The organism is Azospirillum sp. B2RO_4, from assembly GCF_051124815.1.
In the GTDB taxonomy this organism is placed as follows: domain Bacteria; phylum Pseudomonadota; class Alphaproteobacteria; order Azospirillales; family Azospirillaceae; genus Azospirillum.
Genome location: NZ_CP118488.1, coordinates 618368 through 645000, shown reverse-complemented (window position 1 = coordinate 645000; position 26633 = coordinate 618368). Strand labels below are relative to the sequence as shown.

Below are 26633 nucleotides of genomic sequence, written 5' to 3'. Positions count from 1 at the left end.
ACATCTAAGTAGCCGGAGGAAAGGACATCAACCGAGACTCCGCTAGTAGTGGCGAGCGAACGCGGACCAGGCCAGTCATCTTGTCTACATAACCGGAACCGTCTGGAAAGTCGGACCACAGTGGGTGATAGTCCCGTATGGATAAACCGGACAAGATGCACGAGTAGGGCGGGGCACGTGAAACCCTGTCTGAACATGGGGGGACCACCCTCCAAGCCTAAGTACTCCTCAGTGACCGATAGTGCACCAGTACCGTGAGGGAAAGGTGAAAAGCACCCCGACAAGGGGAGTGAAACAGTTCCTGAAACCGGATGCCTACAAGCAGTCGGAGCCTCTTCATGGGGTGACGGCGTACCTTTTGTATAATGGGTCAGCGACTTAGAGTATGCAGCGAGCTTAAGCCGGTAGGTGGAGGCGCAGCGAAAGCGAGTCTGAATAGGGCGACCGAGTTGCATGCTTTAGACCCGAAACCTGATGATCTAGCCATGGGCAGGTTGAAGGTGCGGTAACACGCACTGGAGGACCGAACTCACGCCTGTTGAAAAAGTCGGAGATGACCTGTGGCTAGGGGTGAAAGGCCAATCAAATCAGGAAATAGCTGGTTCTCCGCGAAAGCTATTTAGGTAGCGCGTCGGATATCACCTGCGGGGGTAGAGCACTGGATGGGCTAGGGGGGCGCGAGCCTTACCAAACCTAACCAAACTCCGAATACCGCAGAGTGCAGTCCGGCAGACAGACGGTGGGTGCTAAGGTCCATCGTCGAGAGGGAAACAGCCCAGACCGCCAGCTAAGGTCCCCAAATCACGGCTAAGTGGGAAAGGATGTGGGAAGGCCATGACAACCAGGAGGTTGGCTTAGAAGCAGCCATCCTTTAAAGAAAGCGTAATAGCTCACTGGTCTAGTTAAGCCGGCCTGCGCCGAAAATGTATCGGGGCTCAAGCCGTGTACCGAAGCTGCGGATGTGATCTTTGATCACGTGGTAGCGGAGCGTTCCGTAAGCCTGCGAAGGGTGTCCGTGAGGCCGCCTGGAGGTATCGGAAGTGAGAATGCTGACATGAGTAGCGACAAACAGTGTGAGAAACACTGTCGCCGAAAGTCCAAGGGTTCCTGCGCAAGGTTAATCCACGCAGGGTGAGCCGGCCCCTAAGGCGAGGCCGAAAGGCGTAGTCGATGGGAACCACGTTAATATTCGTGGGCCTGGCGGAGGTGACGGATCGGAAAGCGTGTATGTCCTTATCGGATTGGACATGCTGTGGACCGGTTCCAGGAAATAGCCCCGCCGTATAGACCGTACCCCAAACCGACACAGGTGGACTGGTAGAGTATACCCAGGCGCTTGAGAGAATGGTGTTGAAGGAACTCGGCAAATTGCCCTCGTAACTTCGGAAGAAGAGGGCCCCGTTTGGACGCAAGTCCAGGCGGGGGGCACAGACCAGGGGGTAGCGACTGTTTACTAAAAACACAGGGCTCTGCGAAGCCACACAAGGCGACGTATAGGGTCTGACGCCTGCCCGGTGCCGGAAGGTTAAGAGGAGAGGTGCAAGCCTTGAATTGAAGCCCCGGTAAACGGCGGCCGTAACTATAACGGTCCTAAGGTAGCGAAATTCCTTGTCGGGTAAGTTCCGACCTGCACGAATGGCGTAACGACTTCCCCGCTGTCTCCAACACCAACTCAGCGAAATTGAACTCTCCGTGAAGATGCGGAGTTCCCGCGGTCAGACGGAAAGACCCCGTGCACCTTTACTACAGCTTTGCAGTGGTGCTAGGGACTTCATGTGTAGGATAGGTGGGAGGCTTGGAAGCATGGGCGCCAGCTCGTGTGGAGCCATCCTTGAAATACCACCCTTGAAGTCTCTGGCATCTAACCGTGGCCCGTGATCCGGGTCCGGGACCCTGCATGGCGGGTAGTTTGACTGGGGCGGTCGCCTCCCAAAGTGTAACGGAGGCGCGCGATGGTGGGCTCAGAGCGGTCGGAAATCGCTCGTCGAGTGCAATGGCATAAGCCCGCCTGACTGCAAGACTGACAAGTCGAGCAGAGACGAAAGTCGGCCATAGTGATCCGGTGGCTCCACGTGGACGGGCCATCGCTCAACGGATAAAAGGTACGCCGGGGATAACAGGCTGATGACTCCCAAGAGTCCATATCGACGGAGTCGTTTGGCACCTCGATGTCGGCTCATCACATCCTGGGGCTGGAGCAGGTCCCAAGGGTTCGGCTGTTCGCCGATTAAAGTGGTACGTGAGCTGGGTTTAGAACGTCGTGAGACAGTTCGGTCCCTATCTGCCGTGGGTGTCGGAGTTTTGCGAGGATCTGTCCCTAGTACGAGAGGACCGGGATGGACATACCTCTGGTGCACCGGTTGTCACGCCAGTGGCATGGCCGGGTAGCTAAGTATGGACGGGATAACCGCTGAAAGCATCTAAGCGGGAAACCCACCTCTAAACCAGAGCTCCCTTGAGAGCCGTGACAGACCATCACGTCGATAGGAGGCATGTGGACGGGCAGCAATGCCTGAAGCTAAGCCTTACTAATCGCTCGATCGGCTTGATCTCACCCCCACAAACCGCGCCATGCGCAGCAGCAAGCCTGCTCAAAACAGCAAGCTTGACAGCACGCACCGCAGTTCGATACATCCTCCCTCACTTGCACTGAACAAGCGAAGCTTTCGGATAAGCGTCGGTCTTGAGCCTTGGTGACCTGGTGGTCATGGCGAGGTGTCAAACACCCGATCCCATCCCGAACTCGGCCGTGAAAAGCCTCCGCGCCAATGGTACTGCGTCTTAAGACGTGGGAGAGTAGGTCGCCGCCAGGTCACTCAGGCTCAAGAGACGCTAATCCATAAGCACAAGCTTGCATCGTCACCGTCCGTCACCCCATATCAAGAACATCCGCGGGGTGGAGCAGCCCGGTAGCTCGTCAGGCTCATAACCTGAAGGCCGCAGGTTCAAATCCTGCCCCCGCAACCACCGATGCTTGACAGCCCGCCTCCAACGAGGCGGGCTGTCGGCGTTTCGGGTCCGCTTCGGCGCACGCCTCCAGGATTGCCAGCAGGTCGCCATGAAGCTGCGCCTCCAGCCCGGCGCCCGGGGGGGCAGGGGGACAGCACGACGCGGTCGACCATGGACCGGATCATCTCCATCGCGGCCATCCCCTCGTCGCCGTCGCCGAGCACGGACTCGAGCTCTGCGATCTTCCGCCGGTACAACTCCGGCAGGCACCGGGCGGTTGTGACCACCAGATTCTGCAGAGTTCAAAGCGAAGATGGCGCTGGAGGCGATCCGGGGCGAGCTTACGGTATCGCAGTTGGTCTCCAAGCACGGCGTACACCAGACGTTGATCAACGCCTGGAAGAAGCAGGCGAAGGAGGGGATGGCCGGTGTGTTTTCCGGCAAGGCTGAGGCCGCTGAAACCAGCCATCAGGGCGAGGTGGAGAAGCTGCACGCAATGATCGGCCAGTTGGTGGTGGAGCGGGATTTTTTGCGCAAGGCCTCCGGTCGATGAGCATCGGTCGGAGGCGGGAACTGGTCGAGGCGGATCATCCGCGTCTGTCGATCACCCGCCAGTGCGAGCTGGTTTCGATCAGCCGGTCCAGCTACTACGGACCGGCCAAAGGCGAGCCGGCCGCGAACCTGGAGCTGATGCGGCTGATCGACGAGCAGTTCCTGGAAACGCCCTGGTACGGCAGCCGGCAGATGACCCGGCATCTACGCCGGCACGGCCACCAGGTCAACCGCAAGCGGGTTCGCCGCCTGATGGTGCGGATGGGCTTGCAGGCGGTTTACCAGCGCCCGAAGACGACAGTGACACACCCCGAACACAAGATCTGGCCGTACCTGCTGCGCGACCTGACCATCGACCGCCCCGATCAGGTGTGGTGCAGCGACATCACGTACATTCCCATGCGCCGCGGCTTTCTGTACTTGGTGGCGGTGATGGACTGGGCATCACGCCGGGTGCTGGCGTGGCGGCTGTCGAACACCATGGACGTTGAGTTCTGCATCGAGGCCATGGAGGAGGCGATGGCGTGGCACGGCCGGCCGGGCATCTTCAACACCGATCAGGGCAGCCAGTTTACCAGCCCGCGCTTCACCGGGCTCTTGACCGCGGCCGGCATCCGGGTGTCGATGGACGGGCGCGGCCGGTGGATGGACAACGTCTTCATCGAACGGCTCTGGCGATCGATGAGATACGAATGCGTCTACCTCCACGCCTTCGAAACGGGAAGCGAGGCCAGAGCCGGGATCGGCCGCTGGATCGATTACTACAACGCCGAACGCCCACACTTGGCGCTCGGTGGAAGAACCCCTGCAGAGGCCTACGAGGGAACATTGCACCGGGTCAGATTGGCGGCATAACAGAAACCTGAACCAAGCTTATTCCAGCCGCCAAACTGTCCGGGAAACGGGGACCATCTCATGGCAATCTCGCCGACGCCGGTGAGCACCTGCTGACGGTATTAGTTCCAGTTGAGCATCATGGCCCGTGTCTCCCGTTGTCTCGGCGCCGTTGTCGAGCGCGCCGGTTCGGTGTCGCCACGCTATGGTCCGCCGTGGCCGCGATATAGAAGGATGCGTCCGTTTTTGGGACGGCGCTCCGTAAGCGTCAACCGATGCGTTCGATGGCGATGGCCGTGGCCTCTCCACCGCCGATGCACAGCGAGGCCACGCCGCGGGTCAGCCCGCGTGCCGCCAGCGCATGCAGCAGCGTCACGATCAGACGCGCACCGGTGGCACCGATGGGATGGCCGAGCGCGCAGGCCCCGCCATTGACGTTCAGCCGGTCGGTGGCGATGCCCAGGTCGCGCTGTGCCGCCATGGCGACGACGGCGAAGGCTTCGTTGATCTCGAACAGGTCGACGTCGTCCACCGACCAGCCGACCTTGTCCAGCAGCTTGGCGATCGCCGGAATGGGGGCTGTGGTGAACCACGCCGGATCCTGGCTGTGGGTCGCATGGCCGCGGATCTCGGCGAGGATAGGCAGACCGGCGGCTTCGGCGACGGAGCGACGGGTCAGCACCAGCGCCGCCGCACCGTCTGCATTGGCGGACGAACTGGCGGCGGTGATCGTGCCGTCGCGGCGGAAGGCCGGTTTCAGCGCCGGGATCTTTTCGGGCGAGACCTTCAGCGGGTTCTCGTCCTGCTCGACCAGCCGGTCGCCGCCTTTGCCGGGCACGGAGACGGGCACGATCTCCGCCGCGAAGGCGCCGCTTTCCACCGCCGTTCGGGCGCGGGTCAGCGTTTGGGCCGCATAGGCGTCCTGATCGGCGCGGGTGAAACCGTACGCCTCCGCGGTCGCCTCGCCGAAATCGCCCATGGCCCGGCCGCCCTCGTAGGCGTCCTCCAGCCCGTCCAGCATCATGTGGTCCAGCAGCCGGTCATGTCCGATGCGATAGCCGCCACGCGCCTTCGCCAGCAGATAGGGGGCGTTGGTCATCGACTCCATGCCGCCGGCCACCACGATGTCGGCCGACCCGGCACGGATCAGATCATGGGCCAGCATGGTGGCCTTCATGCCCGAACCGCAGACCTTGTTGGTGGTCGTGGCCCCAACCGCATCGGGCAGTCCGGCGCCGCGGGCCGCCTGCCGGGCCGGCGCCTGCCCCTGTCCCGCCGGAAGCACGCAGCCCATCAGCACCTCGCCGACGCTGGCGGGCGGCAGGCCGGCCCGTTCCACCGCCGCGGCGATGGCGCGGGCGCCCAGTGCGGTGGCCGGCAGCGCCCCAAGCTCTCCCTGGAAGCGCCCGAGCGGCGTGCGGACGGCGGACACAATGACGACGGGGTCCTGGCTGGAAAGGGGTGTGGACGGGGTGTGCATGATCTGGTCTCCGGCTCTGCAACCCGACTGGGAAATATTAGATGATGATCGTCATGTTTGCATAATTGATGATGATCGTCATATAATTTGTCAATGGGTCTTCGGACGATTTTCGGAAACGGCACCGGTCATGATCCGGTCACGGAAGGTGCATCATGCGGGTGAGCAAGGAGCAGGCGGCGGAGAACCGGCGCCGGGTCGTGGAGGTGGCGAGCGCGCTGTTCCGCGAGCGGGGATTCAACGGGATCGGTGTCGCCGACCTGATGAAGGAGGCCGGGCTGACCCATGGCGGGTTCTACGGCCAGTTCGCATCCAAGGAGGATCTGGCGGCGGAGGCCTGTGCCCGCGCGATGGAAGTGATGGCGGAACGATGGGACGATGCGGCGGAGACGCCGCCGGGAGACGGGGCGCTCGCGGCAATGCTGGAGGGTTACCTGACGCCGCGTCACCGCGACCACAGCGCCGCCGGCTGTCCCATTGCCGCACTCGGCGTCGATGTGTCCCGGCAGGGCGGGGCGGTGCGCGGCGCCTTCACCCGGGGCCTGCGCCCGTTCATCGACAGGCTGCAGCGGCTGGTGCCGGGCCGCTCGGCGGAGGCGAAGCGCAGGGCCGCCCTCGCCACTTTGTCGGGGATGGTCGGTGCCCTGATCCTATCGCGCGCCGTCGATGATCCCGCCCTGTCGGAGGAGATTCTGGACGCGGCGCGCGAGAGTCTCGGCAGGGCGGGAGCGGCCGGCGAATAGCCGCCCTCTTGTCTCAGGCGATGCGGCGGAGCAGCTCGATCCGCAGCGGTTCGCCCAGCAGCGTGTCGAACTGCGCGGCGAGGCCGGTGAAGGCCGCAGCCTTCGCATGGGTGTCGAGGGCGGCCTGATCCTGCCAGACCTCGTACATCACGATGGTCCCCGGCCGTTCGCGGTCGACATGGGCGGAGTAGGCGAGGCAGCCGGGCTCCTTCAGCACGGCCGGGACGATGGCGGTGATGGCGTCGGCCAATGCCTGCTCCTGACCGGGCTTGGCGACGAGGTAGGCGACGAGTTGCACCTGATCGCTCGGCGGAACGCTCATTGCGGTGTTTCCCTTGTGGGTGGCTGGCGGAACGGCGGCTGCGGCGAGTCTGGCCCATCGACAGGGGATTGGCAACCAGCTGCGGCGACGTGAGACCAAGGGGTATTTCCGGACATCCATCCAGACGAAAACGGACATTCCGCCCGGCGGCGATGGCCGGATTCGTGGTGTCTTTGACATTCCAGACGGAGCGATCGCCGCATAGTCTGTGGTCGGCCGTCACGCTCTTCGGGCTTGCGGCCTGGAAATGGGACAGGGCAGGCGGGGGCGGAGAGGGACATGCTCACCATCGGTTTCGTGGTGTTCGACGATTTCCAGGTGATGGGAATGGCCGCGCTTTCGGCGTTCGAAATGGCGAATCTCGTGCTTGGCCGGCAGGCCTATCAGGTCACCGTCCTGTCGGAGCAGGGTGGTCCGGTGCGCAATTCCCTGGGCTTCGCCGTCGAGACGCAGCCGTTCGGCGAGGGCTTTTTCGACACGACCGTCACCATTGGGTCGCTGCGCGTGAAGCCGTCCACCCCCGACCTGCTGGCCTATCTGCGCGATGCCGCCGCCGCGTCGCGCCGGATCGCCGGCATCTGCACCGGCGCCTATGTGCTGGCGGAGGCCGGCCTGCTCGACGGACGCCGTGCCACCACCCATTGGAGCCATGCCCGGACCCTGCAGCGCCTCTACCCCGCCGTGAAGGTGGAGGAGGACCGCATCTTCAGCATCGACGGCAATGTCTGGACCTCGGCCGGGATGACCGCCGGTCTCGACCTCGCCATGGCGCTGGTGGAGGATGATTTCGGCGCGGAGGTCGCCAAGGCGGTGGCGCGCAAGCTGGTGGTCTATCTGCGCCGGCCCGGTGGGCAATCGCAATTCTCCGCCCTGCTCGACCTGGAACCGCGCTCCGACCGCGTGCGGCGCGCGCTGGTCCATGCCAAGGAGAATCTGAGGAGCGAGCTGTCGGTGGAGGAACTGGCGGAAGCGGCGAACCTCAGCCCGCGCCAGTTCAGCCGCCTGTTCCGCCAGGAGACCGGCCAGACACCGGCCAAGGCGGTCGAGCATCTGCGGCTGGAAGCGGCGCGCGTGATGATGGAGGAGGGACGCCATTCGATGGACGTCATCGCCCGCGAAACCGGCTTCGCCGACCGCGAGCGCATGCGCCGCGCCTTCCTGCGCGCCTATGGCCAGCCGCCGCAGGTGATCCGCCGCTCGGTGGAAAGCGGGCGCGTATCGGCGCTGGACTAGGCATCACCCCGGCCTCGGCCCGGGTTGGAACAGTTAATACCTAGATATGGCTCCGCAGATACTTGGACTGCGGTAGCTTTTCACATCACCAGAAACACGGCGACCGTGGGGAGTATTCGATTTCCCCTGGCGCACCCTCTTGCCCACTTTTCCTATAGAACGGACATCCAGCCATGCAACTCACCGGCAACACCATCTTCATCACCGGCTCAACCTCCGGCATTGGCCGCGGGCTGGCCGAAGCGTTCCACAAGCTGGGCAATCAAGTCATCATCGCCGGCCGGCGCAAGGCCTTGCTGGATGAGGTGACCGCCGCCAATCCCGGCATGAAGGGCATCGAACTGGACATCACCGATCCGGTCAGCATCCAGGCCGCTGCGGAGCGGCTGGTCGCCGAGAATCCGACGCTGAACGTCCTCATCAACAATGCCGGCATCATGCCGTTCGACGACGCGTCCGGCCCGGTGGACGACGCGCAGGCCCAGTCGATCATCACCACCAATCTGCTGGGTCCGATCCGCATGACCTCCGCGCTGATCGAGCATCTGAAGGCGCAGCCGCGGTCTGTGATCGTCAACAACACCTCGGTGCTGGCCTACACGCCGCTGGCGACCACGGCGGTCTATTCGGCCAGCAAGGCGGCGCTGCACAGCTACACGCTGTCCCAGCGCTTCATGCTGCGCAACAGCAGCGTCACGGTGCAGGAAATCGCGCCGCCCTGGGTCAACACCGATCTGATCAAGAAGGGCGACGACCCGCGTGCCATGCCGCTGGATGCCTTCATCGAACAGACGATGGCGGCGCTAGGCACGGACGCCGAGGAAGCCATCGTCGAAAGCGCCCGTCCGATGCGCGACAATGCCGGCCCGAACGAACATGCGCTGGTGATGGGCTTCAACAGCTACATCGCAGAGAACCCGATCCCGGTCTGATCGGCTCCGTCCTCATATCTGCGCGAGGTTCGGCCGCCATGGCGGCCGGACGCTCCAACCCTGGCCTGTCGGTAGTCGTCGGTCTTGCCTACGGGGTATGCCGTCGCAGAGTGTTTGAATGCGTGACAAGAGGCTTTTCCCGCCTGTTGTCCTCGGATCGCCCATCCACGCATTCATCCAACGCCCCAGGAGACCATGGATTTTGTCGAATGCAGCGCGCAAGCGCCCGCAGACCGCCGCGGACGGACGAACCGCCTTTTCACCACCCTGATCTGCCTCATTTTGCTCTGCCTGTCCGTCGTCGCAACGGCAGGCCCTGCCTGCGCGCAGGCAATGCCGGCAGCACCCGCGCCGGAACAGGACCCGAGCCCGAAAGAGATCGGACGCCTGATCGATTCGCTTGAGACCCCGGCCAAGCGCGAGGCGCTTCTCGATCAGCTCAAGGCCTTGCAGCAGGCCGAACAGGCGGTGAAGCCCGACCGCGAGCCGGAGGGGCTCGGCACCCGCCTGCTGACCGTGCTGTCGTCGCGCCTGGATGATTTGGGGGAGGAGGTCCGGACGACCGGCGAGGTGGTCCTGAACGCTCCGCAGGGCATGCGCTGGCTGCAGCGGCAGGCGATGGATCCGGCGCGGCAGGCGACCTGGGCCTGGCTGTTCGCCGAACTTGTCCTGGTCGTTTTGGCGGGGCATGCCGCCCGGCTGGTGGCGACGCGCCTGCTGCGCCGGCCGCGGTCGGTCCTGGCGGCACGGCCGTTCGGTTCGGCCATCGCCAAGATTCCGCTGCTGCTGGTCCGCGCGCTGATGGATCTGGCGCCCATCGCGGCCTTCGCCGTCGCCGGCTTCGGCGTGCTGGTGCTGATCGACCCGCCCGGCACGGTGCGGCTGCTGGGCGTTGCCTTCCTGAACGCCAGCCTGTTCGTGCAGGTGGTGGTCCTGGTGATGCGCGGGCTTCTGTCGCCGCGCTCCACCAACCTGCGGCTGATTCCGATGGATGATGCCGCGGCGCGGCGGCTGCTGGTGTGGAGCCGCGCCATCGCCGTCTCCACCGTCTACGGCCTGTTCGCGGCCGGGACGGCGCGCACGCTGGGACTGCCGGAGCAGTCCTACGACACGCTGGTCAAGCTGGTCGGCCTTGCCGACGCCATCATGCTGATGGCGCTGGTTCTGCAAAGCCGTTCAGCCGTCGCCTCCTGGCTGCGCGGAGAGATTTCGGCCGCTCCCGCGCCGGTGGAGCATGGACAGGGTGCGGTGCCGGCAGCGAAGACGACCCGGCCCGGGCGTCTTCTGCGTGCCGCCGGCCGGCGTCTGGCCAATGTCTGGCATGCCGTCGCCATCCTCTACATCGTCGCGCTGTTCGGCATCTGGGCGCTGGAGGTCGAAGGCGGGCTATGGTTCGTTCTGCGCGCCACCGCCGTGTCGCTGGTCGCGGTGGCGATTGCCCGGATGATCGGGCGCGGGATCGCGCGCGGCTCGACGGCTCTGCGGCTCCGCCTGGACCGCCAGCGATCGACCTGGGGCGACCGGCGGATCAAGCGCTACATCGGGCCCGGCACGCGGGTTCTGCATTGGGTTCTGGCAGGGGTGACCGGGCTGGTCGTGCTGGACGCCTGGGGGCTGGACGTACGCGGGACGCTGGAAACGGCGATGGGCTGGCGGTTCCTGGCCTCCGGCCTCGCCATCCTGTTGGTGGCGGCCATCGCGCTCGCGGTTTGGGAACTGACCAACGCCGTGATCGAGCGGAATCTGGCGACCACCGACCGCTATGGACATGCCATCCAGCGAAGCGCGCGCATCCGCACGCTGCTGCCGTTGCTGCGCAACGCCCTGATGGTGGTGCTGCTCACCTTCGTGACGCTGATCACCCTGTCGGAGCTGGGATTGGACATCGGGCCGCTGCTGGCCGGTGCCGGCGTCGTCGGTCTGGCCGTCGGCTTCGGTGCCCAGACGCTGGTGAAGGACGTCATCACCGGCCTGTTCATCCTGTTCGAGGACACCATCTCGGTCGGCGACGTGGTCAATGTCGGCGGCAAGGGCGGACTGGTGGAGGGCATCACCATCCGCACCATCCGCCTGCGCGATTTCGACGGAACGGTGCACACCGTGCCGTTCAGCGCGGTGACCAGCATCTCCAACATGACCAAGGACTTCAGCTTCTACGTGTTCGACGTCACCGTGGCCTATCGCGAGGATGTCGACCGCGTGGTGTCGGTGCTGCACGAGATCGGGGCGGGAATGCGCGCCGACCAGCGCTTCGCCCCGCTGATCCTGGAACCGCTGGAGGTGCTGGGCGTCGATGCCTTCCAGGACTCCGCCGTCCTGATCAAGGCGCGCATCAAGACCCTGCCGATCCAGCAGTGGAATGTCGGCCGCGAATTCAACGGCCGCATGAAGAAGCGTTTCGACGAACTGGGGATCACCATCCCGTTCCCGCAGCGCACCCTGCACATCGCGCCGGGAAGCCTCGCCAAGGCCAGGGCCTACGGCGAAGCCGCCGAATGACGGTGGTGGGCGTGCATGTCGCACCCGCTCCAGCCTCAAGTGGGCCAACGGGGCCGGGGGCACTGACCGAAAGTACAGGAGTATGCAGCCGTTCGTTGTCGGCTCTGCACCGAAGGCATGTTGCCTTTTTCGCGCGATGACAAGCTTTTTAATTGGAATAATTTAAAGATGAAAAGTTAGCACCTGAACGGTTCAGAGTTCCTCCAATGGAGAGGATCGGCATGTTGCAAATCGTTTTCCGCAGCCAGCTGACGAGGTTGTTATCCTACACTGACATTCAAAGGTTGTGTCTGGTCGCCGCCAGGAACAACAGGAGGGCCGGGGTGACGGGTTTCATGGTCGAATGCGGCGGGGTATTCCTGACGGCTGTCGAAGGGGAAACCCGTGAAGTCGACGAAACGTTCGATCGAATCAGCCGCGACACGCGGCACGACCATATGAAGGTCGTCTATTCGGAAAACGGACTGGAACGGCGACGGTTCGGGGCCTGGTCGATGAACGTGATGTTCCTGGACGATGACGCATTCTGGCAGACGGTGTTCGGGTCTGGCTTCTCCTGCGACGAATTGCTGTCCAACCGCGCACTGGAACCGGCCTTTGCCCTCGGGTTGCTGGCCATGGCCTATCAGTACGCCTGCGCGCAGGCCAAGATGGAACCGCATCCATCGGGCACAAAGCCGGGACGGATTCCACGGATCGGCCACATGTTCCGTCGTTGACGGCGTGAACTCCCGATCTGCGCTTTTTTCTGGTGGGGCGGGCACCGGCAGGATCAGCAGCGCGGCGAAGCCGGCCACCAGCGCGCGACGGTGATGGCGAGCGCCCGCATAAGCGAGCACTGCGCTCGCCAGCCGGTAGATGACCGAGTTGAAGGTCGCCCCGACATTGATCTGGGTGACGAACAGGGCCGAGATGACCGCCCAGGATGCCTGCGGCAATCCCAGGACGGTCATCAGCGCAGAGGAGCCGACGGCGGCGAGGAAGCGGGATGGTGACGGCATGCTGCGTCAACACCACACCGGGCGGTCTGTCCTGCCGCCGGCTCAATCCCCCCCGGAACTTCTGACCATGGTCCAATACGGTGTGCACGAGCATGCGGTGGGCAGCATTCTCGGCATCACGCCGGAACTGGTGGCGGAGGAGGCGCGGGCCCGGCTTTAGCGATCCTCAGATCTCGCGCTTGCCCATCTGGTCGGCGATGTAATCGGCCTGCCGGATCGCCAGCGCGACGATGGTCAGGGTCGGGTTCTCCGACCCGCCGCTGGTGAACTGGCTGCCGTCGGACACGAACAGGTTCTTGACGTCGTGCGCCTGTCCCCACTTGTTGACGACGCCGTCGCGGGCGTTGGCGCTCATGCGGTTGGTGCCGAGATTGTGGGTGGAGGGGTAGGGCGGGGTGTGGATGGTCCGCACCGCCCCCACCGCATCATAGACCGCCGACCCGCGGCCATAGGCGTGGGTGCGCATGGCGATGTCGTTGGGATGGTCGTCGAAATTGACGTTGGGGATGGGCAGGCCGAACTTGTCCTTCTCCGACGCGTGCAGGGTAACGCGGTTGTCCTCTCGGGGCATGTCCTCCCCCACCAGCCACATGCCGGCGATGTGGTCGTAGGCGTCCAGCGCCGAGCTGAAATCGCGGCCCCAGGCACCGGGGTCGAGGAAGGCCGCCATGAAGGGCACGCCCAGCGACAGCGTTTCCATCTCATAGCCGCCGACGAACCCGCGGCGCGGGTCGAAGCGGGATTCGTCGCGGATGATCCCGGCCATGGTGGTGCCGCGATACATGTGAACCGGCTTGTCGAACATCGCATAGACCGAGCCGGTCATGTGCCGCATGTAGTTGCGCCCGACCTGACCCGACGAGTTCGCCAGCCCGTCGGGGAACATCGTCGAGGCCGAGTTCAGCAGCAGGCGCGGGCTTTCGATCGAGTTGCCGGCGACTGCGACGATGCGGGCCTTCTGCCGGTGGATGGCGCCGGTGCTGTCGGCATAGAGCACGGCGTTGACCTTGCCCTTCGCGTCATGCTCGATCTTCAGCACCTGTGCGTCGGGCCGGACCTCGAGGTTGCCGGTGGCCTCGCCCTTGGGAATCTCGGTGTAGAGGGTGGACCATTTCGCACCCGACTTGCAGCCCTGGAAGCAGAAACCGATCTGCTGGCAGGAGCCGCGGCCGTCGCGCGGCTTGCTGTTGATCGACATGTTGCCGGTGTGGAACTCGGCATAGCCCAGCTTCTTGGCGCCGGCCGCCAGCACCTTGTAATTGTTGTTGCCGGGCAGGCGCGGGATGCCGTTGGTGCCGGTCGTTCCCATCTTGAACTCGGCCTTGTCGTAATAGGGCTCCATCTCCGCCAGCGTCACCGGCCAGTCGAGCAGGTTGGCGCCTTCCACCTCGCCATAGGTCGTGCGCGCCTTGAACTCATGCTCCTGAAAGCGCAGCGAGGCGCCGGCCCAATGGATGGTGGAGCCGCCGACCGCCTTGACGATCCAGGCCGGCAGGTTGGGGAAGTCCTTTGCCACCCGCCAGCTGCCGGACGTGGTGCGCTTGTCCAGCCAGGAGATTTGCGAGAAGCTCTTCCATTCGTCATTCACGAAATCCTGGATTTCGTGACGCTTGCCAGCTTCCAGGCAGACGACCTTGATTCCCTTCTGGGCCAGCTCGTTCGACAGGGTGCCGCCGCCGGCACCAGATCCGATCACCACCACGACGCTGTCGTCGTCCATTGCGAATTTCGCGACCATGTCTCGGTCCTCCCCCATTTTTCGGGTATTGAGTGGGCGTTCATTCAGGCCGGCCGCCGGTGCCGTCAGGCGTCCTCGCCGTCAGGCGTCCTTGATCCAGTCGATGTCGTCGAAGCCGCGGTGGATGTAGCCGCCATATTCGGCCGACGCCCCTTCGTAGCCGAGCTTCGCCCACACCTCCGGCTGGTTGTAGAGAGCGACCACCATGTCGCCGCGGACCTTGGCGAAGAAGGGCGTGGTCTCGATCGATTTCAGCACCGAGACGCGATCCGCCTCGGCCTTGACGTCGGCGTAGGGTTTGCCGTGCAGCTTGCGCGCGGCGGCGTCGAGGGCGACCGCACCTTCGTTGAGCTGGCCAGCCAGGGTGGCGTCCTTGGCCGCCGCCTGGTCCATCGAGGCCACCGCCTTTTCGTAATAGGCGTCGCCCAGCCGGTCGTGCGGATAGAGGTCGCGCACCATCACCAGCAAGGTCCTGGCGGCGTCGGGCTTGACGGCGGTCAGGGCCTCGGCCCAGGCCGGTGTCGCGGTGATCGACACCATGCCGCCGGAAACCGCGCCGGCCGCCGCCATCGACGCGGCGGAGGTCTTCAGAAAATTGCGCCGGTTGAGCCGTATCCGTTTGTCGAGAACGCGCATGATCGACGTCTCCTTCCCTTGGTTCGGTTGTTCTTGATGTCCGGATTCAGCGGTAGCGGCCGTGGCGTTGCAGGACCTCGGTCTTGTAGCCGTCCGGATCGGTGATGAAGAAAAAGCGGGCCAGCAGGGTGCCGCCGGGGGCGAACTCCTTCACCGGCGTCACCGGGAACCCCAAGGCCGACAGCCGGGCGTGTTCGCTGTCCAGATCGTCCACCGCCACCGCCATGTGGCCGTAGCCGTCGCCGTGAGTGTAGGGCGCGGTGCGGTCGTGGTTGACCGTCAGTTCCAGTTCCATGTCGTTTTCGGCGTTGCGCAGGTAGATCAGCGTGAAGCCGTCGAACGCCAGCCGCTCGGCCGGTTCGAGCCCGAAGGCCTTGGCGTAGAAGTCCAACGACCGCTGTTCGTCGAGGACGCGCACCATCATGTGGATGATCTTTGCCATGATGTTTCTCGCGAAATCGTTGAGGGACGGCGTTACCCCTTGGTTTTGCTTTCCAGGAACTGGACGATGCCCTTGCGGATGGCGTCATCGTCCTGGCGGTAGTTCATGTAGCTGCCGGGAATGAATTGGTTGGAGTTCGCCAGCCAGCGTTCCAGATGGCCGGCGTCCCAGGCGAAACCCGCACCACGCAGCGCATCCGAATACTCGAAGCCGTTGGCCGTGCCGGCCTTGCGGCCGATGACGCCGTAGAGCGGCGGTCCGGCGCGCGGCCCGTCGTCCTTCTTCACCGAATGACAGGTTCCGCATTGCTGCCGGAACAGCGTCTCGCCATCCGCCGCCGCGGATTTCCGCGTGAAGGGCGAGAAGGGTATGGACAGAAGGAGCAGCAACATCACCCAGCGGTGCGGCGACATCCTCGCGTGCATCGCATGCCTCATCGTTTGAAAATCCTCCCGAAGCGGGGCGCCGGCATTTTGGGCTGGCCGGGGTGCGGACCAGCCGGAGCGGCGCCGTCGATGGGGTAGAGCAAGGGGCATGCCACGCTGTGGAAAGCCGCGCCGGACTGGGCCAGGGCGGGGTGCTCACATCAGGAAATTGGAGCCTACATAAGGAAGCCCGTCATTCCCGCGAAGGCGGGAATCCAGCCGTTTCAGCCATTTCCCACAGGAGTTTCCTGGATCCCCGCCTTCGCGGGGATGACGGGAGGCCCGTCATGGGGACTTGGCTGCCGAATACGATTTCCAAGTGGTTCTGCCAGATCTGCCCGATGCCGACTGTCCCGACTGTTTCATTTTGGGACACCGCGGCGCGACAGATCGTCCTGTATTGAGACAGTGCGTGCTTCAAACCTTCTTTAAAATCGGCGATCCTCGGCGATTCGGGCTTCTGGCACGCCGGTTGCTTTATGGGGCTGGCGATGCGGCTGCCCCGGTTCGGCGGTCGCAGGCGGCCTGAGGCCGCGCACCACATCGTCGCACCGTCACCGTCGCGCCATTGCCGATCCCGCCCTTGGGACAGCCGGTGTCCCGTCATCCGGCATGCGCGGCCGACGCGATCCCTCAGGCCCGATCCATAAGCCCGACCATCGGAACACCATCATCAAAATCATGGGGAGAGACGACATGCCGGATGGATTGACGCTGAACAAGATCACCAGCCAGAAAGGCATCGGCATCAGCGAGGCCGCGCGCCGCGTCGCCGATCTCGGCTGGACGCCGTCCTACGTCAAGGAGGCGATGGCCTTCCCGACCGACTACAAGATCTCCAAGGCGCCGCGCGACCCGATGAAGCAGGTCCTGCGCTCCTACTTCCCGATGCAGGAGGAGAAGGACAACCGCGTCTATGGCGCGCTGGACGCGGCGCTGCGCGGCGACATGTTCCGCAATGTGGAGCCGCGATGGATCGAATGGATGAAGCTGTTCCTGGCGATCATCCCCTTCCCGGAGATCTCGGCGGCGCGGTCGATGGCGACGCTGGGCCAGCTGGCGCCGGGCGACGATCTGCGCACCGGCTTCACCATGCAGATGATCGACGAGTTCCGGCACTCGACGATCCAGATGAACCTCAAGAAATGGTACATGGAGAACTACATCGACCCGGCCGGCTTCGACATCACCGAGAAGGCGTTCGGAAAATGCTACGCCACCACCATCGGCCGGCAGTTCGGTGAGGCCTTCCTGACCGGCGACGCCATCACCGCGTCGAACATCTACCTGCAGGTCGTGGCGGAGACCGCCTTTACCAACACGCTGTTCGTCGCCATGCCGTCGGAGGCGGCGCGCAACGGCGACTATGCCCTGCCCACCGTCTTCCTGTCGGTGCAGAGCGACGAATCCCGTCACATCGGCAACGGCCATTCCATGCTGATGTCGGTGCTGAAGGAGCCGGACAACCACCTGCTGCTGGAACGCGACATCCGCTATTCCTTCTGGCAGAACCACATGATCGTCGACGCCGCCGTCGGCACGATCATCGAATACGGCACCAAGCACCGCGACAAGAACAAGGAATCCTACGCCGAGCTGTGGCACCGCTGGATCTTCGAGGATTACTATCGCACCTACCTGCTGCCGCTGGAGAAGTACGGCATCAAGATCCACCATGACGACGTTCACGAAGCCTTCGACAGCATCGTCAAGAAAAACTACGTCCACAAGATCGCGCAGTTCTTCTCGGCCGGCTGGTGGGCCAATTTCTGGCGCATCGAGGCGATGACCGAACGCGATTTCGAGTGGTTCGAGAGCAAGTATCCGGGCTGGTACGACGAATTCGGCATCTGGTGGGAAAATTACGCCAAGCTCAGCAAGCCCGGCAGCGTGCCGATCACTTTCGCCGACACCGGCTACGTCTATCCGCACCGCTGCTGGTCGAGCCTGGTGCCCTGCGTCATCCGCGAGGATTTCCAGGTCGATGAGGTGGATGGCGAGCTTTACACCTACGCCTCCGAGGTCGACCGCTGGACCCACAAGGAGGCGTTCGCCGCCGAATACCAGGGCCGCCCGACACCCGCGATGGGCCGCTTCTCCGGCCGGCGCCAGTGGGAGGAGGTCTATGACGGCTGGGACCTCGCCGACGCCATCCAGGACATGGGCTTCGTCCGCCCCGACGGGAAGACGCTGGTCGCCCAGCCGCATCTGTCCTTCGAGGAGAAGGACATGTGGACGCTGGACCATGTGCGCGGCCACACCATCCGCAGCCCGCTTCTGGCCCTCCGCGAGATGACGCCGCAACAGCGTCAGGCGCATGTCGAGGAATACCGCAAGGGCTTCAAGATCCGCCGGGTCTGATCCCCGCCCATTCACTCGGGCCCGCCCCGTTTCCTGATCACGTGATGCACGCATCTCCGAGCCTTGGTTGAGCCTCTGGAATCAAGAGAACTCTGCGTCATCCCCGCGAAGGCGGGGATCCAGAAAACTCCGCGGATGGGCCGCTGAGCCGGCTGGATTCCCGCCTTCGCGGGAATGACGACCAAGAAAGTTGTTCAATTTCAGTTCCTTACACAATGCCGAGATGTGTGCATTCCGTCGCCTTTCCCAACCGAAAAGGCGGGAACGGACTTCACAGGCGGACATCACCGCGGAGATCGACAGACCATGACCGCACAAGCGCTGCACAACAGTCCGGCCGTCCACACGGTGCGGCTGGAGCCGGTCGGCATCGAAATGGAGGTCGCGGAGGGGGAAACCATCCTCGACGCGGCCTTCCGCCAAGGCGTCTCGCTGATGCATGGCTGCAAGGAGGGGCAGTGCTCCGCCTGCAAATGCCTGCTGATCGACGGCGACGTGGAGATGCTGAAATACTCCACCTTCGCGCTCTCCGATCCGGAGCGCGACAGCAACCACATCCTGCTCTGCCGCTCGCTGGCCTACAGCGACGTGGCGGTGGAACTGCTGAACTACGACGAGGATCTGCTGTCCCGCTCCATCCCGGTGAAGGACTTCGACGCGCGGCTGGCGGCGGTGGAGCCGCTGACCCACGACATCGTCGCCATTGCGCTGGAGCTGGACCAGCCGATGAAGTTCTGGGCCGGGCAATATGCCGACATCACGCTGCCCGGCATCGGCCTGACCCGCTCCTTCTCGATGGGCAATCCGCCGGCCGACGGCAACCGGCTGGAGTTCATCATCAAGAAATACCCGGACGGCGCCTTTTCCCGCCAGCTGGACGGCGGCCTGTCGGTCGGCGACCGGGTGAGCGTCCGCGGTCCCTACGGCACCTGCTTCCGCCGCGAGGGGCGGGAGGGGCCGATGATCCTGGTCGGCGGCGGGTCGGGCATGGCGCCGCTGCTGTCGATCCTGCGTGATCAGGCTACCAGCGGCGAGACGCGGCCGGTGCGCTTCTTCTACGGCGCCCGCAGCCGCAGGGACCTGTTCCACCTCGATCAGTTCGAGGAGTTCGCCCGCAGCCTGCCGGACTTCGCCTTCATCCCCGCCCTGTCCCATGCGGAAGAGGGCGACGGCTGGACCGGCGAGACCGGCTTCATCCACGAGGTGCTGCGCCGGCACCTGTCCGACATGGGCGACGTGGAGGAGGCCGACGTCTTCTCCTGCGGGCCGCCGCCGATGATCGACGCGGTGCTGCCGGTGCTGCAGATGGCCGGCGTCGATTCCGCGCGCGTCTATTTCGACAAATTCACCCCCGCCACCCGCTGAACCGGGATTTTGCAAATACGGGAGGAAAGATGATGACCATGCAGGAAACCGAAACCAAATCCGCCGCCGCCGGAGCCAAGGCCTTTCCCGGTTCCGACAGCCGCCGTTACAATTACTTCGAGCCGAAGGGCCGCAAGGCGACCCATTACGAGGACGTGACGGTCGACGTCCAGCCCGATCCGGAACGCTATCTGCTCCAGAACTGGATCATCTCCTTCGGCGACGGCACGCCCACATATTCCAAGGACTGGACCGCGCTGAAATGCACGGACTGGCACGGCTTCCGCGCCCCCGACCAGGAATGGGAACGCACCCACTACCAACGCCAGTCCACCATCGTCGGCATGATCCAGAACGTGGTGGAGAACGCGCGCCGCGCCGGTGCGCCCCAGCGCTTCGACAAGGCCTGGGTCGCCGTGCTGCAGAACCATGTCGGTGCCTTCAAGCATGCCGAATATGGGCTGGGCACCGCGCTGATGCGGGCGCAGCGCTACGGCTACACCCAGATGGTGAACAACGCCATCCTGACCAACGCCTCCTACAAGCTGCGCTTCGCTCAGGATCTGACGCTCTATCTGGCTGAGGTCGGCAGCGACATCGGGACATTCGATCTCGACGCCGGCAAGGCGCACTGGCTGGAAGACCCGATCTGGCAGCCCTGCCGCGAGGCGGTGGAGCATATCCGCGCCGCAACCGACTTCCTTGAACAGTATTTCGCCGTCAACCTCGTCTTCGAACCGCTGGTCGGCGAGCTGTTCCGCAGCGGCTTCGTCATGCAGGTGGCCGCGGCGCAGAACGACTTCTCCACCCCGTCGGTCATCTCGGCGGCGGAAGCCGATTATGAACGGAACCTCGCCAACGCGGTGGAGCTGTTCGCCCTGCTGCTGCGTGACCCGGCGCATGGCGAGGACAACCGGACCATGCTGCAGAGCTGGTTCGCCCATCACGGCGGGCTGGCGGTGAAGGCGGCGTTGCAGCTTCAGCCGCTGTGGTCGCTGCCCAGGGTGAAGGCGGCGAGCTTCGCCGACGCCTTCGAGCGGGCGAGAGGCCGCGTCGCCGCCATCGGGCGCGAGATCGGCATCGACACCGACCTGCCGGCCCTGCCGCCGGTCGAGGTCGGGCAGCCGGCCGCCGCTGCGGCCATCACCGACGCCGCGGCCGAGTGATCCTTCCCGCACCTCCGCCACAAGAGGACGAAAACCATGAGCGTCACCACCGTGCAGCAGCTTTTCAAGCCGCTGAAGGACATCACCCAGGACGGCACCATCTCCCACCAGTGCGGCGTGACGATGAACGACAGCGTCGAGGCGCGCTGCATCGCCGAGGTGATGGAGAGCAAGCCCGGCATCACCGTCACCTATCTGCCGGCGATGATCCGCATCGACGGCGAGGGCAAGATCGAGTTCAAGATGAGCGAGATCGGTGAGGCTCTCGGCCGCGAGATGACCCCGCACATCTTCGAGATCTCCACCTCCACCCACTATGGCCGCATGGTCATGATCGATGAGGACACGGTCGTCCTCTTCGGCAACATGGATGACGCGCTGGCCTACGAGTGATGCGTGAGATCTCCCTCTCCCCCCTGGGGAGAGGGTCGGGGTGAGGGGGATGCATTGCGTGGCTATCCCGAGAATCCACGCCGTGTTCCCCCCTCACCCTAACCCTCTCCCCGCTTTCGGCGGACCAAAGGTCCGCCTGTCGCGTCAGCGCAAACGAAGTTTGCGCGTGAGCGGGGGGGAGAGGGGATCCTTTTCAAATCCGCAAAATTAAAAATGGGAGGGACAGACGCCATGCCGAAGATGATGCTGCACCGTGCCGAGGCGCGGGCCGCGCTTGCCCGTGGGGTGGGCAAGCTGGCGCTGGCGGTGCGCGGCACGCTGGGGCCGAAGGGGACGAACGCGATCATCGACCGCCCCATCGGCACGCCGATGATCTCCCGCGACGGCGTCAGCATCGCCGCCGAGATCGAGCTGCCCTGCCGCTTCGAGAATATGGGCGCCCAGGTGGTGCGCGAGGTGTCGAAACAGACCAACGACGTGGCCGGCGACGGCACCACCACCGCCACCGTGCTGGCCGACGCGTTGATCCAGGACGGCGTCGCCGTGCTCGCCGATGGCCATGGTTCGGTCGAACTGGTCGAGGGGATGGAGCGCGCCTGCGGCTTTGTCGTCGACCACCTCCGCGGCATGGCCCGGCCGCTGGAGCGCGATGCGCAGCTGGAGCAGGTGGCGACGGTCGCGGCGACCGATCCGGTGCTGGGCCGGCTGGTGGCGGATGCCCTGCGCCGGGTGGGGCCGGAGGGCGTGATCGACATCGAATACGGCCAGCCGGGCGCACCGACCGCGCTGCATGTGCTGGAGGGCATGGTGCTGGACCGCGGCTTCCTGTCCCATCATATGGCGACCGAGCCGACCGGCCAGACCGCGGTGCTGGAGCGGCCCCGCATCCTGATGACCGACCACAAAATCGTCGATCCGGAACCGCTCCTGCGTCTGATCGACCGCCTTGGCGACAAGCGTCCCCTGTTGGTCGTCGCCGACAGCGTGGCGCCGGAGGTGGTGGCGGCGCTGATGGCGCTGCGCCGTGACGGTCGCGCCACCGCGGTGGCGATCAATCCGCCGGAATTCGGCCATTGGCGTCAGGCGATGATGGAGGACATGGCGATCCTGACCGGCGGGCGTGTGATCGCCCGCGACCTCGGCGGACGCCTCGACAGCGTTACGGCGGAGGATTTGGGGAGCGCCGACCGCATCGAGGTGTCCGCCGGCCGCACCACCCTCCTGCGCGGCCATGGCGATCCGGACGCGCTGGCCGCCCGCCGCGCCCTGGTGCAGCGCCAGTGGGAGGAGGCGCCGCCCAATATCGAGCGGGACAAGCTGTCCCAGCGGCTGGCGAAGCTGACGCACGGCACCGCGCTGATCGAGGTCGGCGGCGCCACGCCGGTGGAACAGAAACGCACCGCCCAGCTTCTGGAGGATTCGCTCGCCGCCGCCCGCGCGGCTTTGGCGGAGGGCGTGGTGCCCGGCGGCGGCACTGCGCTGGCCCGTGTCGCACCGCTGCTCGACCGGCTGGCCGAGGATGTGGGGGAGGGCGAGCGTGCCGGCGTGAAGCTGGTGCAGCGGGCGATGCTGCAGCCCCTGATCTGCATCGCCGAGAATGGCGGGCTGGATGGGTCCGGCGTCGCCGCCCGGATCGCCGAGCTTCCCGAAGGGGCCGGCTTCGACGCCCGCACCGGCCGGTTCGGCGATCTGTTCGCCGCCGGGATCATCGATCCGGTCAAGGTCACCACGCTGGCATTGCTGAACGCGGTGTCGGTCGCCAAGCTGATCCTGACCACCCACACCCTCGTCGCCGACATCCCCGACGACGTCGATCCCACCGCCGGCCCGGCCCGCGGCGGCGGAATGGAGCGGTATGGGCGCAGTTGACCGTGCCTTGCCGTGACGGTTCACCTCCACCTTCGGGGAAAAACACAGGAAAAAGGCCATAGAGTATTCCGCTACTACCGCTCCCGCTTCAGTCCGGCTTATGATTTCTTATACAAACAATCGTGGATGCGGAGCATTTCGGGGCGAGTCTCCGCACCCCCGTTCAAGGACAATCGGCGCCACGGGAAAACCGCGAAAGACGCCGGGAAGCAGGGAGGGGACTGTGTTGGCCAATGAGCAGGTCGGTATCGGCCGTCTGGCCGTTGCTTCGTCCGGTCCGGCGTTCCATGCGCTGGTGGACGGCGAAACGGCGACGATGAAGGCGTGGGAGGATTTCGTCTCCGGGTCCCGGCGGGAAAATCTGCCGGTCCGCGACGTGGTCATCCGATCCTGGGCACGCTGCCAGAGCTTCCTGGTCGATGCGCGGGCGGATGCGGCGCCTGTGGTCGGCAGCGACCTTGTCGAGGCTCTGCGTCGCGACAACCGCGATCTCCTTCAGGCCGCCGCCACGACCCTGGCGGAGGCGGCGAACCTGCTGGCCGGAACGCGGACGGTGATGCTGATCACCGATGCCAACGGCGTGGTGCTGGAGGCCGCCGGCGACCGCGCGACGATGAATGCGGCCCGCGACATCAGCCTTGCCTGCGGCGGCCAGTGGGGCGAGACCTGCGCCGGCACCAACGGCATCGGTACGGCGCTCGCCTCCAAGCAGCCGGTGCTGGTCCAGTCGGCGGAGCATTACTGCGCCGGCATCAAGGGGTGGAGCTGCGCCGGCGCGCCGATCCATGACCCGGTCGACGGATCGGTCGTCGGGCTGCTCGACATCTCCGGCCTGAAACAGAGCTTCAGCGGGCAGGCGCTGGCACTGGCCGTGGTTGCCGCCCGGCAGGTGGAATGGAACCTCGCACGCCAGACGGAGGCGGAGCATGTGCGGCTTCTGGAAGCCTGCCTGGAAGACAGCCAGAAATACGCCGGGGAGGGGTTGATCGCACTGGATGTGCGTGGGCGTCTTCTCTTCGCCAGCCGCAAGGCGGCGCATCTGCTGAAGGCGAGCCTCGGATCGGAGCTGCCGCCGCTGAACCGGGGGACGAAGCTGCCTCTTGTCGGATTGGACGGCGGCGCCGGCGGCCGGCTGCCGGTCCCGTCCGACTGGGTCCGTCCGCTGATGCTGGACGGCGAGCGGCGGGGGACGCTGCTGGTCATTCCCGGTTCGGCGTCGTCCCGCCCCTCCGCCGGGCGCCGGGCGGTGCCGGACGAGTCCGACCACAGCCGCTGCCGCTTCGCGGACATCGTCGGGGCGAGCGACAGCCTGCGTGCCGTGATCGGGCAGGGGGAGCGTCTGGCGCCGCTGCCGGTCCCCATCCTGATCGAGGGCGAGACCGGGGTCGGCAAGGAGCTGTTCGCGCGCGCCGTCCACGGTCACAGCGCGGTGGCCGGCGGCCCCTTCGTGCCGTTCAATTGCGGTGCGGTGTCGCGCGAGATGCTGGGCAGCGAGCTGTTCGGCTATGTGCGCGGCGCCTTCACCGGCGCTGCGGCGGAGGGGCGGATCGGCCGGTTCGAACTGGCGGACGGCGGCACGCTGTGCCTGGACGAGATCGGCGAGCTGCCGCTCGATCTTCAGCCCTATCTGCTGCGGGTGCTGGAGGAGGGGGTGCTGTATCGCATCGGCGACAACGTCCCACGCCGGGTGTCGGTGCGGCTGCTCGCCATGACCAACCGGAACCTGCGGCAGGAGGTCGCCGCCGGCCGGTTCCGCCGCGACTTGTACCACCGCCTTGCCGTGACGGCCCTGCGGGTGCCGCCCTTGCGCGAGCGCCATGGCGATGTTCCGCGCCTGATCTCCCACTTCAACGGCGTGCTGGCGGAGCGGCATGGCCGCGCGCCCGTCCGTTTCACCGCCGATGCGTTGGATCTGCTGCAGGGCCACGACTGGCCGGGCAATGTGCGGGAACTGCGCAATGTGGTGGAGCGTGCGATCCTGCTGTCCACCGGTGGAACCGTCGATGTTCATGATCTGCCGGACGAACTGCGCGACACCTGCGGCTGTCTGGAGACCGGCGGGTGGCCCTCGCCCTATCCGGCGGTTGCGGGGCCGGCAAGCCCGGTGCCTATGTCGCTGACGGTCACCGAGCAGCGGACGATCGAGGATGTGATCGCCGCCACGGGCGGCAACCTGTCGGATGCGGCGGCGGTCCTGGGGATTTCACGCAGCACCCTGTATCGCAAGATGAGCCAGCACGGCATCCAGCGGGGCGCGGTTCGCAGGGGATGAGCCGGCTTCGATGAGGAACAGGTCCATCGTTGGAGGAGTGTCGGCGCATGTGCCAGATCTTTGTCAACACCGACCCGATCCTGTACGAGGCCCGGTCCCGGTCGGTCCGCATCCATGGGATGGTGACCAGCATCCGGCTGGAGAACCTGTTCTGGAACGTCCTGGCCGGCATCGCCGCCGAACAGGGAACCACCACCAACCGCCTGATCGTCACCCTCTATGACGAGGTCGTGGAGGTTCACGGCAGCGTCCAGAACCTCGCCTCCTTCCTGCGGGTCAGCTGCGTGCGCTATTTGACCCTGACCCCCGACGCCGCCGCGGATGACGTCGCCGGAGAAATGAAAGCCGTCGCTGCCGCATCGGGCGGCGATGGCGCATCCGTCGTTGCCCTCCGTCCGGGCCGCGCCCGTTCCCGCTGAAAAGGCCCGGGTGCGGCTCGCAACCGTTGGCGCTCCCAACATCGCTGTTGACCAAAGCTGTATTATCCATCATACAGGTTCCTGTCTGGTGAATAGACAGCCAACGGTTTCCGGTGAAGGGGAGGCGGAGTGCTGTGAAGTCGGCGGTCGAACCCCTGAAGGCGCGCAGGATCTATCTGCTGCTGCGTGACCGTATCGTCGCCGGCGAACTGCCGCCGGGCGGACGCCTGCCGGGCGAACCGACGCTGGCGGCCGAACATGCGGTGTCGCGGGTCACCGTGCGCCGTGCGCTCGACCTTCTGGAAAAGGAAGGGCTAGTGCAGCGCAAGGCCGGCTCCGGCACCTTCGTCCACGACACGCGCGCCGTCCGTCCCATCGTCGCCGATCTGTCGAACGTGCTGTCGCACCTGATCGACATGGGCCGCAGCACGGACGTGAAGCTGCTGTCCTTCGGTTACGGCATTCCTCCTGAATCCATTGCGGAGAGCCTGGGGCTGAAACCCGGCGAACGGGTCCAACGGTCGGTGCGCGTGCGCCTGATCGACGGGGAGCCGTTTTCCTACCTGACCACCCATGTGCCGGAATGGATCGGCCTGACCTATTCGGAGGCGGAACTGGCGGCGCGTCCGCTGCTGGAACTGATCGAACGGTCGGGCGTGTCGACGGAGCGCGCCACCCAGGCGATCAACGCGACGCTTGCCGGCCCCGAAGCGGCGGCGGCACTGGATCTGGAGATCGGATCGCCGCTGCTGACCCTGACCCGTATCGTCTACGAGCCGTCGGGCCGCGGCGTCGAGCATCTGCACGCGCTGTACCGGCCCGACCGCTACAGCTTCCACATGGATTTGGTGCGCACCGGCGGCGACGGCGAACGGCGCTGGAGCCCTGCCCTGGGCTGGCCGCGGACCGATAAAGGCAAGACCGAAAAAAGCAAAACCGACAAAAGCAAACCGGGTGAAAAGCCCACCCGCAGCACGCGGGCAATCAAACAGAGGAGTTGAG

General features: G+C 65.2%; 21 protein-coding genes, 1 tRNA gene and 2 rRNA genes (1 of these 24 cut by a window edge). 18 read left to right on the top strand and 6 right to left on the bottom strand.

The genetic code is table 11. From position 1 onward, the window contains the following. The 4 genes from PWS46_RS23445 to PWS46_RS23430 all read left to right on the top strand — a co-directional run. A 23S ribosomal RNA gene (locus PWS46_RS23445) occupies window positions 1-2553 on the top strand (it extends 192 nt beyond the left edge of the window). 144 nt (window positions 2554-2697) lie between these two features. Beyond that, window positions 2698-2813, top strand: a 5S ribosomal RNA gene (gene rrf, locus PWS46_RS23440). Between the two features lie 77 nt (window positions 2814-2890). Further along, a tRNA-Met gene (locus tag PWS46_RS23435) sits at window positions 2891-2967 on the top strand. A gap of 295 nt (window positions 2968-3262) precedes the next feature. Further along, window positions 3263-4356, top strand: a protein-coding gene (locus PWS46_RS23430) for an IS3 family transposase (protein ID WP_434623272.1) whose coding sequence is annotated in 2 segments (ribosomal slippage) — window positions 3263-3473 and window positions 3473-4356 — 1095 coding nt in all. Because the reading frame shifts where the segments join, the coding sequence is not laid out codon by codon here. A 247-nt stretch (window positions 4357-4603) separates the two neighbouring features. Here PWS46_RS23430 and PWS46_RS23425 read toward each other — a convergent pair. Then, a complete protein-coding gene (locus PWS46_RS23425) occupies window positions 4604-5815 on the bottom strand; it encodes an acetyl-CoA C-acyltransferase (RefSeq protein ID WP_434623271.1) in 1212 nt (403 codons plus the stop codon). 155 nt (window positions 5816-5970) lie between these two features. Here PWS46_RS23425 and PWS46_RS23420 point away from each other — a divergent pair, with 155 nt between their 5' ends. Continuing rightward, window positions 5971-6558 carry a TetR/AcrR family transcriptional regulator gene (locus PWS46_RS23420; RefSeq protein ID WP_434623270.1) on the top strand — a complete coding sequence of 196 codons (588 nt, stop codon included), beginning with the start codon at window positions 5971-5973 and terminating at the stop codon, window positions 6556-6558. 13 nt (window positions 6559-6571) lie between these two features. Here the strand turns inward: PWS46_RS23420 and PWS46_RS23415 are convergent, their stop codons facing one another. After that, on the bottom strand, window positions 6572-6880 hold the full coding sequence (locus PWS46_RS23415) for a putative quinol monooxygenase (protein ID WP_434623269.1): 309 nt from the start codon (window positions 6878-6880) through the stop codon (window positions 6572-6574). Between the two features lie 279 nt (window positions 6881-7159). On the opposite strand from PWS46_RS23415, the gene PWS46_RS23410 reads away from it, so the two are divergent. From PWS46_RS23410 to PWS46_RS23390, 5 genes are all read left to right on the top strand, one after another. Then, complete coding sequence (locus PWS46_RS23410) at window positions 7160-8113, top strand: GlxA family transcriptional regulator (RefSeq protein ID WP_434623268.1); 954 nt, start codon at window positions 7160-7162, stop codon at window positions 8111-8113. 173 nt (window positions 8114-8286) lie between these two features. Beyond that, entirely contained in the window at window positions 8287-9045 is a 759-nt protein-coding gene (locus PWS46_RS23405) for an SDR family oxidoreductase (protein ID WP_434623266.1), read from the top strand. A gap of 333 nt (window positions 9046-9378) precedes the next feature. Further along, the gene (locus PWS46_RS23400; RefSeq protein WP_434623265.1) at window positions 9379-11544 is read left to right on the top strand and encodes a mechanosensitive ion channel domain-containing protein; all 2166 of its coding nucleotides are present in this window, start codon (window positions 9379-9381) and stop codon (window positions 11542-11544) included. A gap of 206 nt (window positions 11545-11750) precedes the next feature. Continuing rightward, window positions 11751-12263, top strand: a complete 513-nt coding sequence (locus PWS46_RS23395; protein ID WP_434623264.1) for a BLUF domain-containing protein — start codon at window positions 11751-11753, stop codon at window positions 12261-12263. Window positions 12264-12402: 139 nt separating this feature from the next. Next, window positions 12403-12705, top strand: coding sequence for a hypothetical protein (locus tag PWS46_RS23390; RefSeq protein ID WP_434623263.1), 303 nt, complete (start codon window positions 12403-12405; stop codon window positions 12703-12705). A 6-nt stretch (window positions 12706-12711) separates the two neighbouring features. Here the strand turns inward: PWS46_RS23390 and PWS46_RS23385 are convergent, their stop codons facing one another. From PWS46_RS23385 to PWS46_RS23370, 4 genes are all read right to left on the bottom strand, one after another. After that, window positions 12712-14283 carry a GMC family oxidoreductase gene (locus tag PWS46_RS23385; RefSeq protein WP_434623262.1) on the bottom strand — a complete coding sequence of 524 codons (1572 nt, stop codon included), beginning with the start codon at window positions 14281-14283 and terminating at the stop codon, window positions 12712-12714. 81 nt (window positions 14284-14364) lie between these two features. Further along, complete coding sequence (locus PWS46_RS23380) at window positions 14365-14919, bottom strand: twin-arginine translocation signal domain-containing protein (RefSeq protein WP_434623261.1); 555 nt, start codon at window positions 14917-14919, stop codon at window positions 14365-14367. 46 nt (window positions 14920-14965) lie between these two features. Continuing rightward, window positions 14966-15361, bottom strand: coding sequence for a VOC family protein (locus PWS46_RS23375; protein WP_434623260.1), 396 nt, complete (start codon window positions 15359-15361; stop codon window positions 14966-14968). A gap of 32 nt (window positions 15362-15393) precedes the next feature. After that, window positions 15394-15786, bottom strand: coding sequence for a c-type cytochrome (locus PWS46_RS23370; protein WP_434623259.1), 393 nt, complete (start codon window positions 15784-15786; stop codon window positions 15394-15396). Between the two features lie 696 nt (window positions 15787-16482). Here PWS46_RS23370 and PWS46_RS23365 point away from each other — a divergent pair. The 8 genes from PWS46_RS23365 (at window position 16483) to PWS46_RS23330 (ending at window position 26632) form a co-directional block, all read left to right on the top strand. Continuing rightward, window positions 16483-18147 carry an aromatic/alkene/methane monooxygenase hydroxylase/oxygenase subunit alpha gene (locus tag PWS46_RS23365; protein ID WP_434623258.1) on the top strand — a complete coding sequence of 555 codons (1665 nt, stop codon included), beginning with the start codon at window positions 16483-16485 and terminating at the stop codon, window positions 18145-18147. Window positions 18148-18453: 306 nt separating this feature from the next. Beyond that, window positions 18454-19512, top strand: coding sequence for an NADH:ubiquinone reductase (Na(+)-transporting) subunit F (locus tag PWS46_RS23360; RefSeq protein ID WP_434623257.1), 1059 nt, complete (start codon window positions 18454-18456; stop codon window positions 19510-19512). Window positions 19513-19541: 29 nt separating this feature from the next. Beyond that, window positions 19542-20678, top strand: coding sequence for an aromatic/alkene monooxygenase hydroxylase subunit beta (locus tag PWS46_RS23355; protein ID WP_434623256.1), 1137 nt, complete (start codon window positions 19542-19544; stop codon window positions 20676-20678). 36 nt (window positions 20679-20714) lie between these two features. Further along, entirely contained in the window at window positions 20715-21071 is a 357-nt protein-coding gene (locus tag PWS46_RS23350; RefSeq protein ID WP_085086548.1) for an MmoB/DmpM family protein, read from the top strand. A gap of 231 nt (window positions 21072-21302) precedes the next feature. Next, window positions 21303-22940, top strand: coding sequence for a molecular chaperone GroEL (locus PWS46_RS23345; RefSeq protein WP_434623255.1), 1638 nt, complete (start codon window positions 21303-21305; stop codon window positions 22938-22940). A gap of 223 nt (window positions 22941-23163) precedes the next feature. Continuing rightward, complete coding sequence (locus PWS46_RS23340) at window positions 23164-25212, top strand: sigma-54-dependent Fis family transcriptional regulator (protein WP_434623253.1); 2049 nt, start codon at window positions 23164-23166, stop codon at window positions 25210-25212. 47 nt (window positions 25213-25259) lie between these two features. Then, window positions 25260-25631: a ribbon-helix-helix domain-containing protein gene (locus tag PWS46_RS23335; RefSeq protein ID WP_434623251.1), complete on the top strand. Its 372-nt coding sequence runs from the start codon at window positions 25260-25262 to the stop codon at window positions 25629-25631. Between the two features lie 134 nt (window positions 25632-25765). Beyond that, window positions 25766-26632 (top strand): GntR family transcriptional regulator, encoded by an 867-nt coding sequence (locus PWS46_RS23330; protein ID WP_434623249.1) that lies wholly within the window; start codon window positions 25766-25768, stop codon window positions 26630-26632. Window position 26633: the final 1 nt, after the last annotated feature.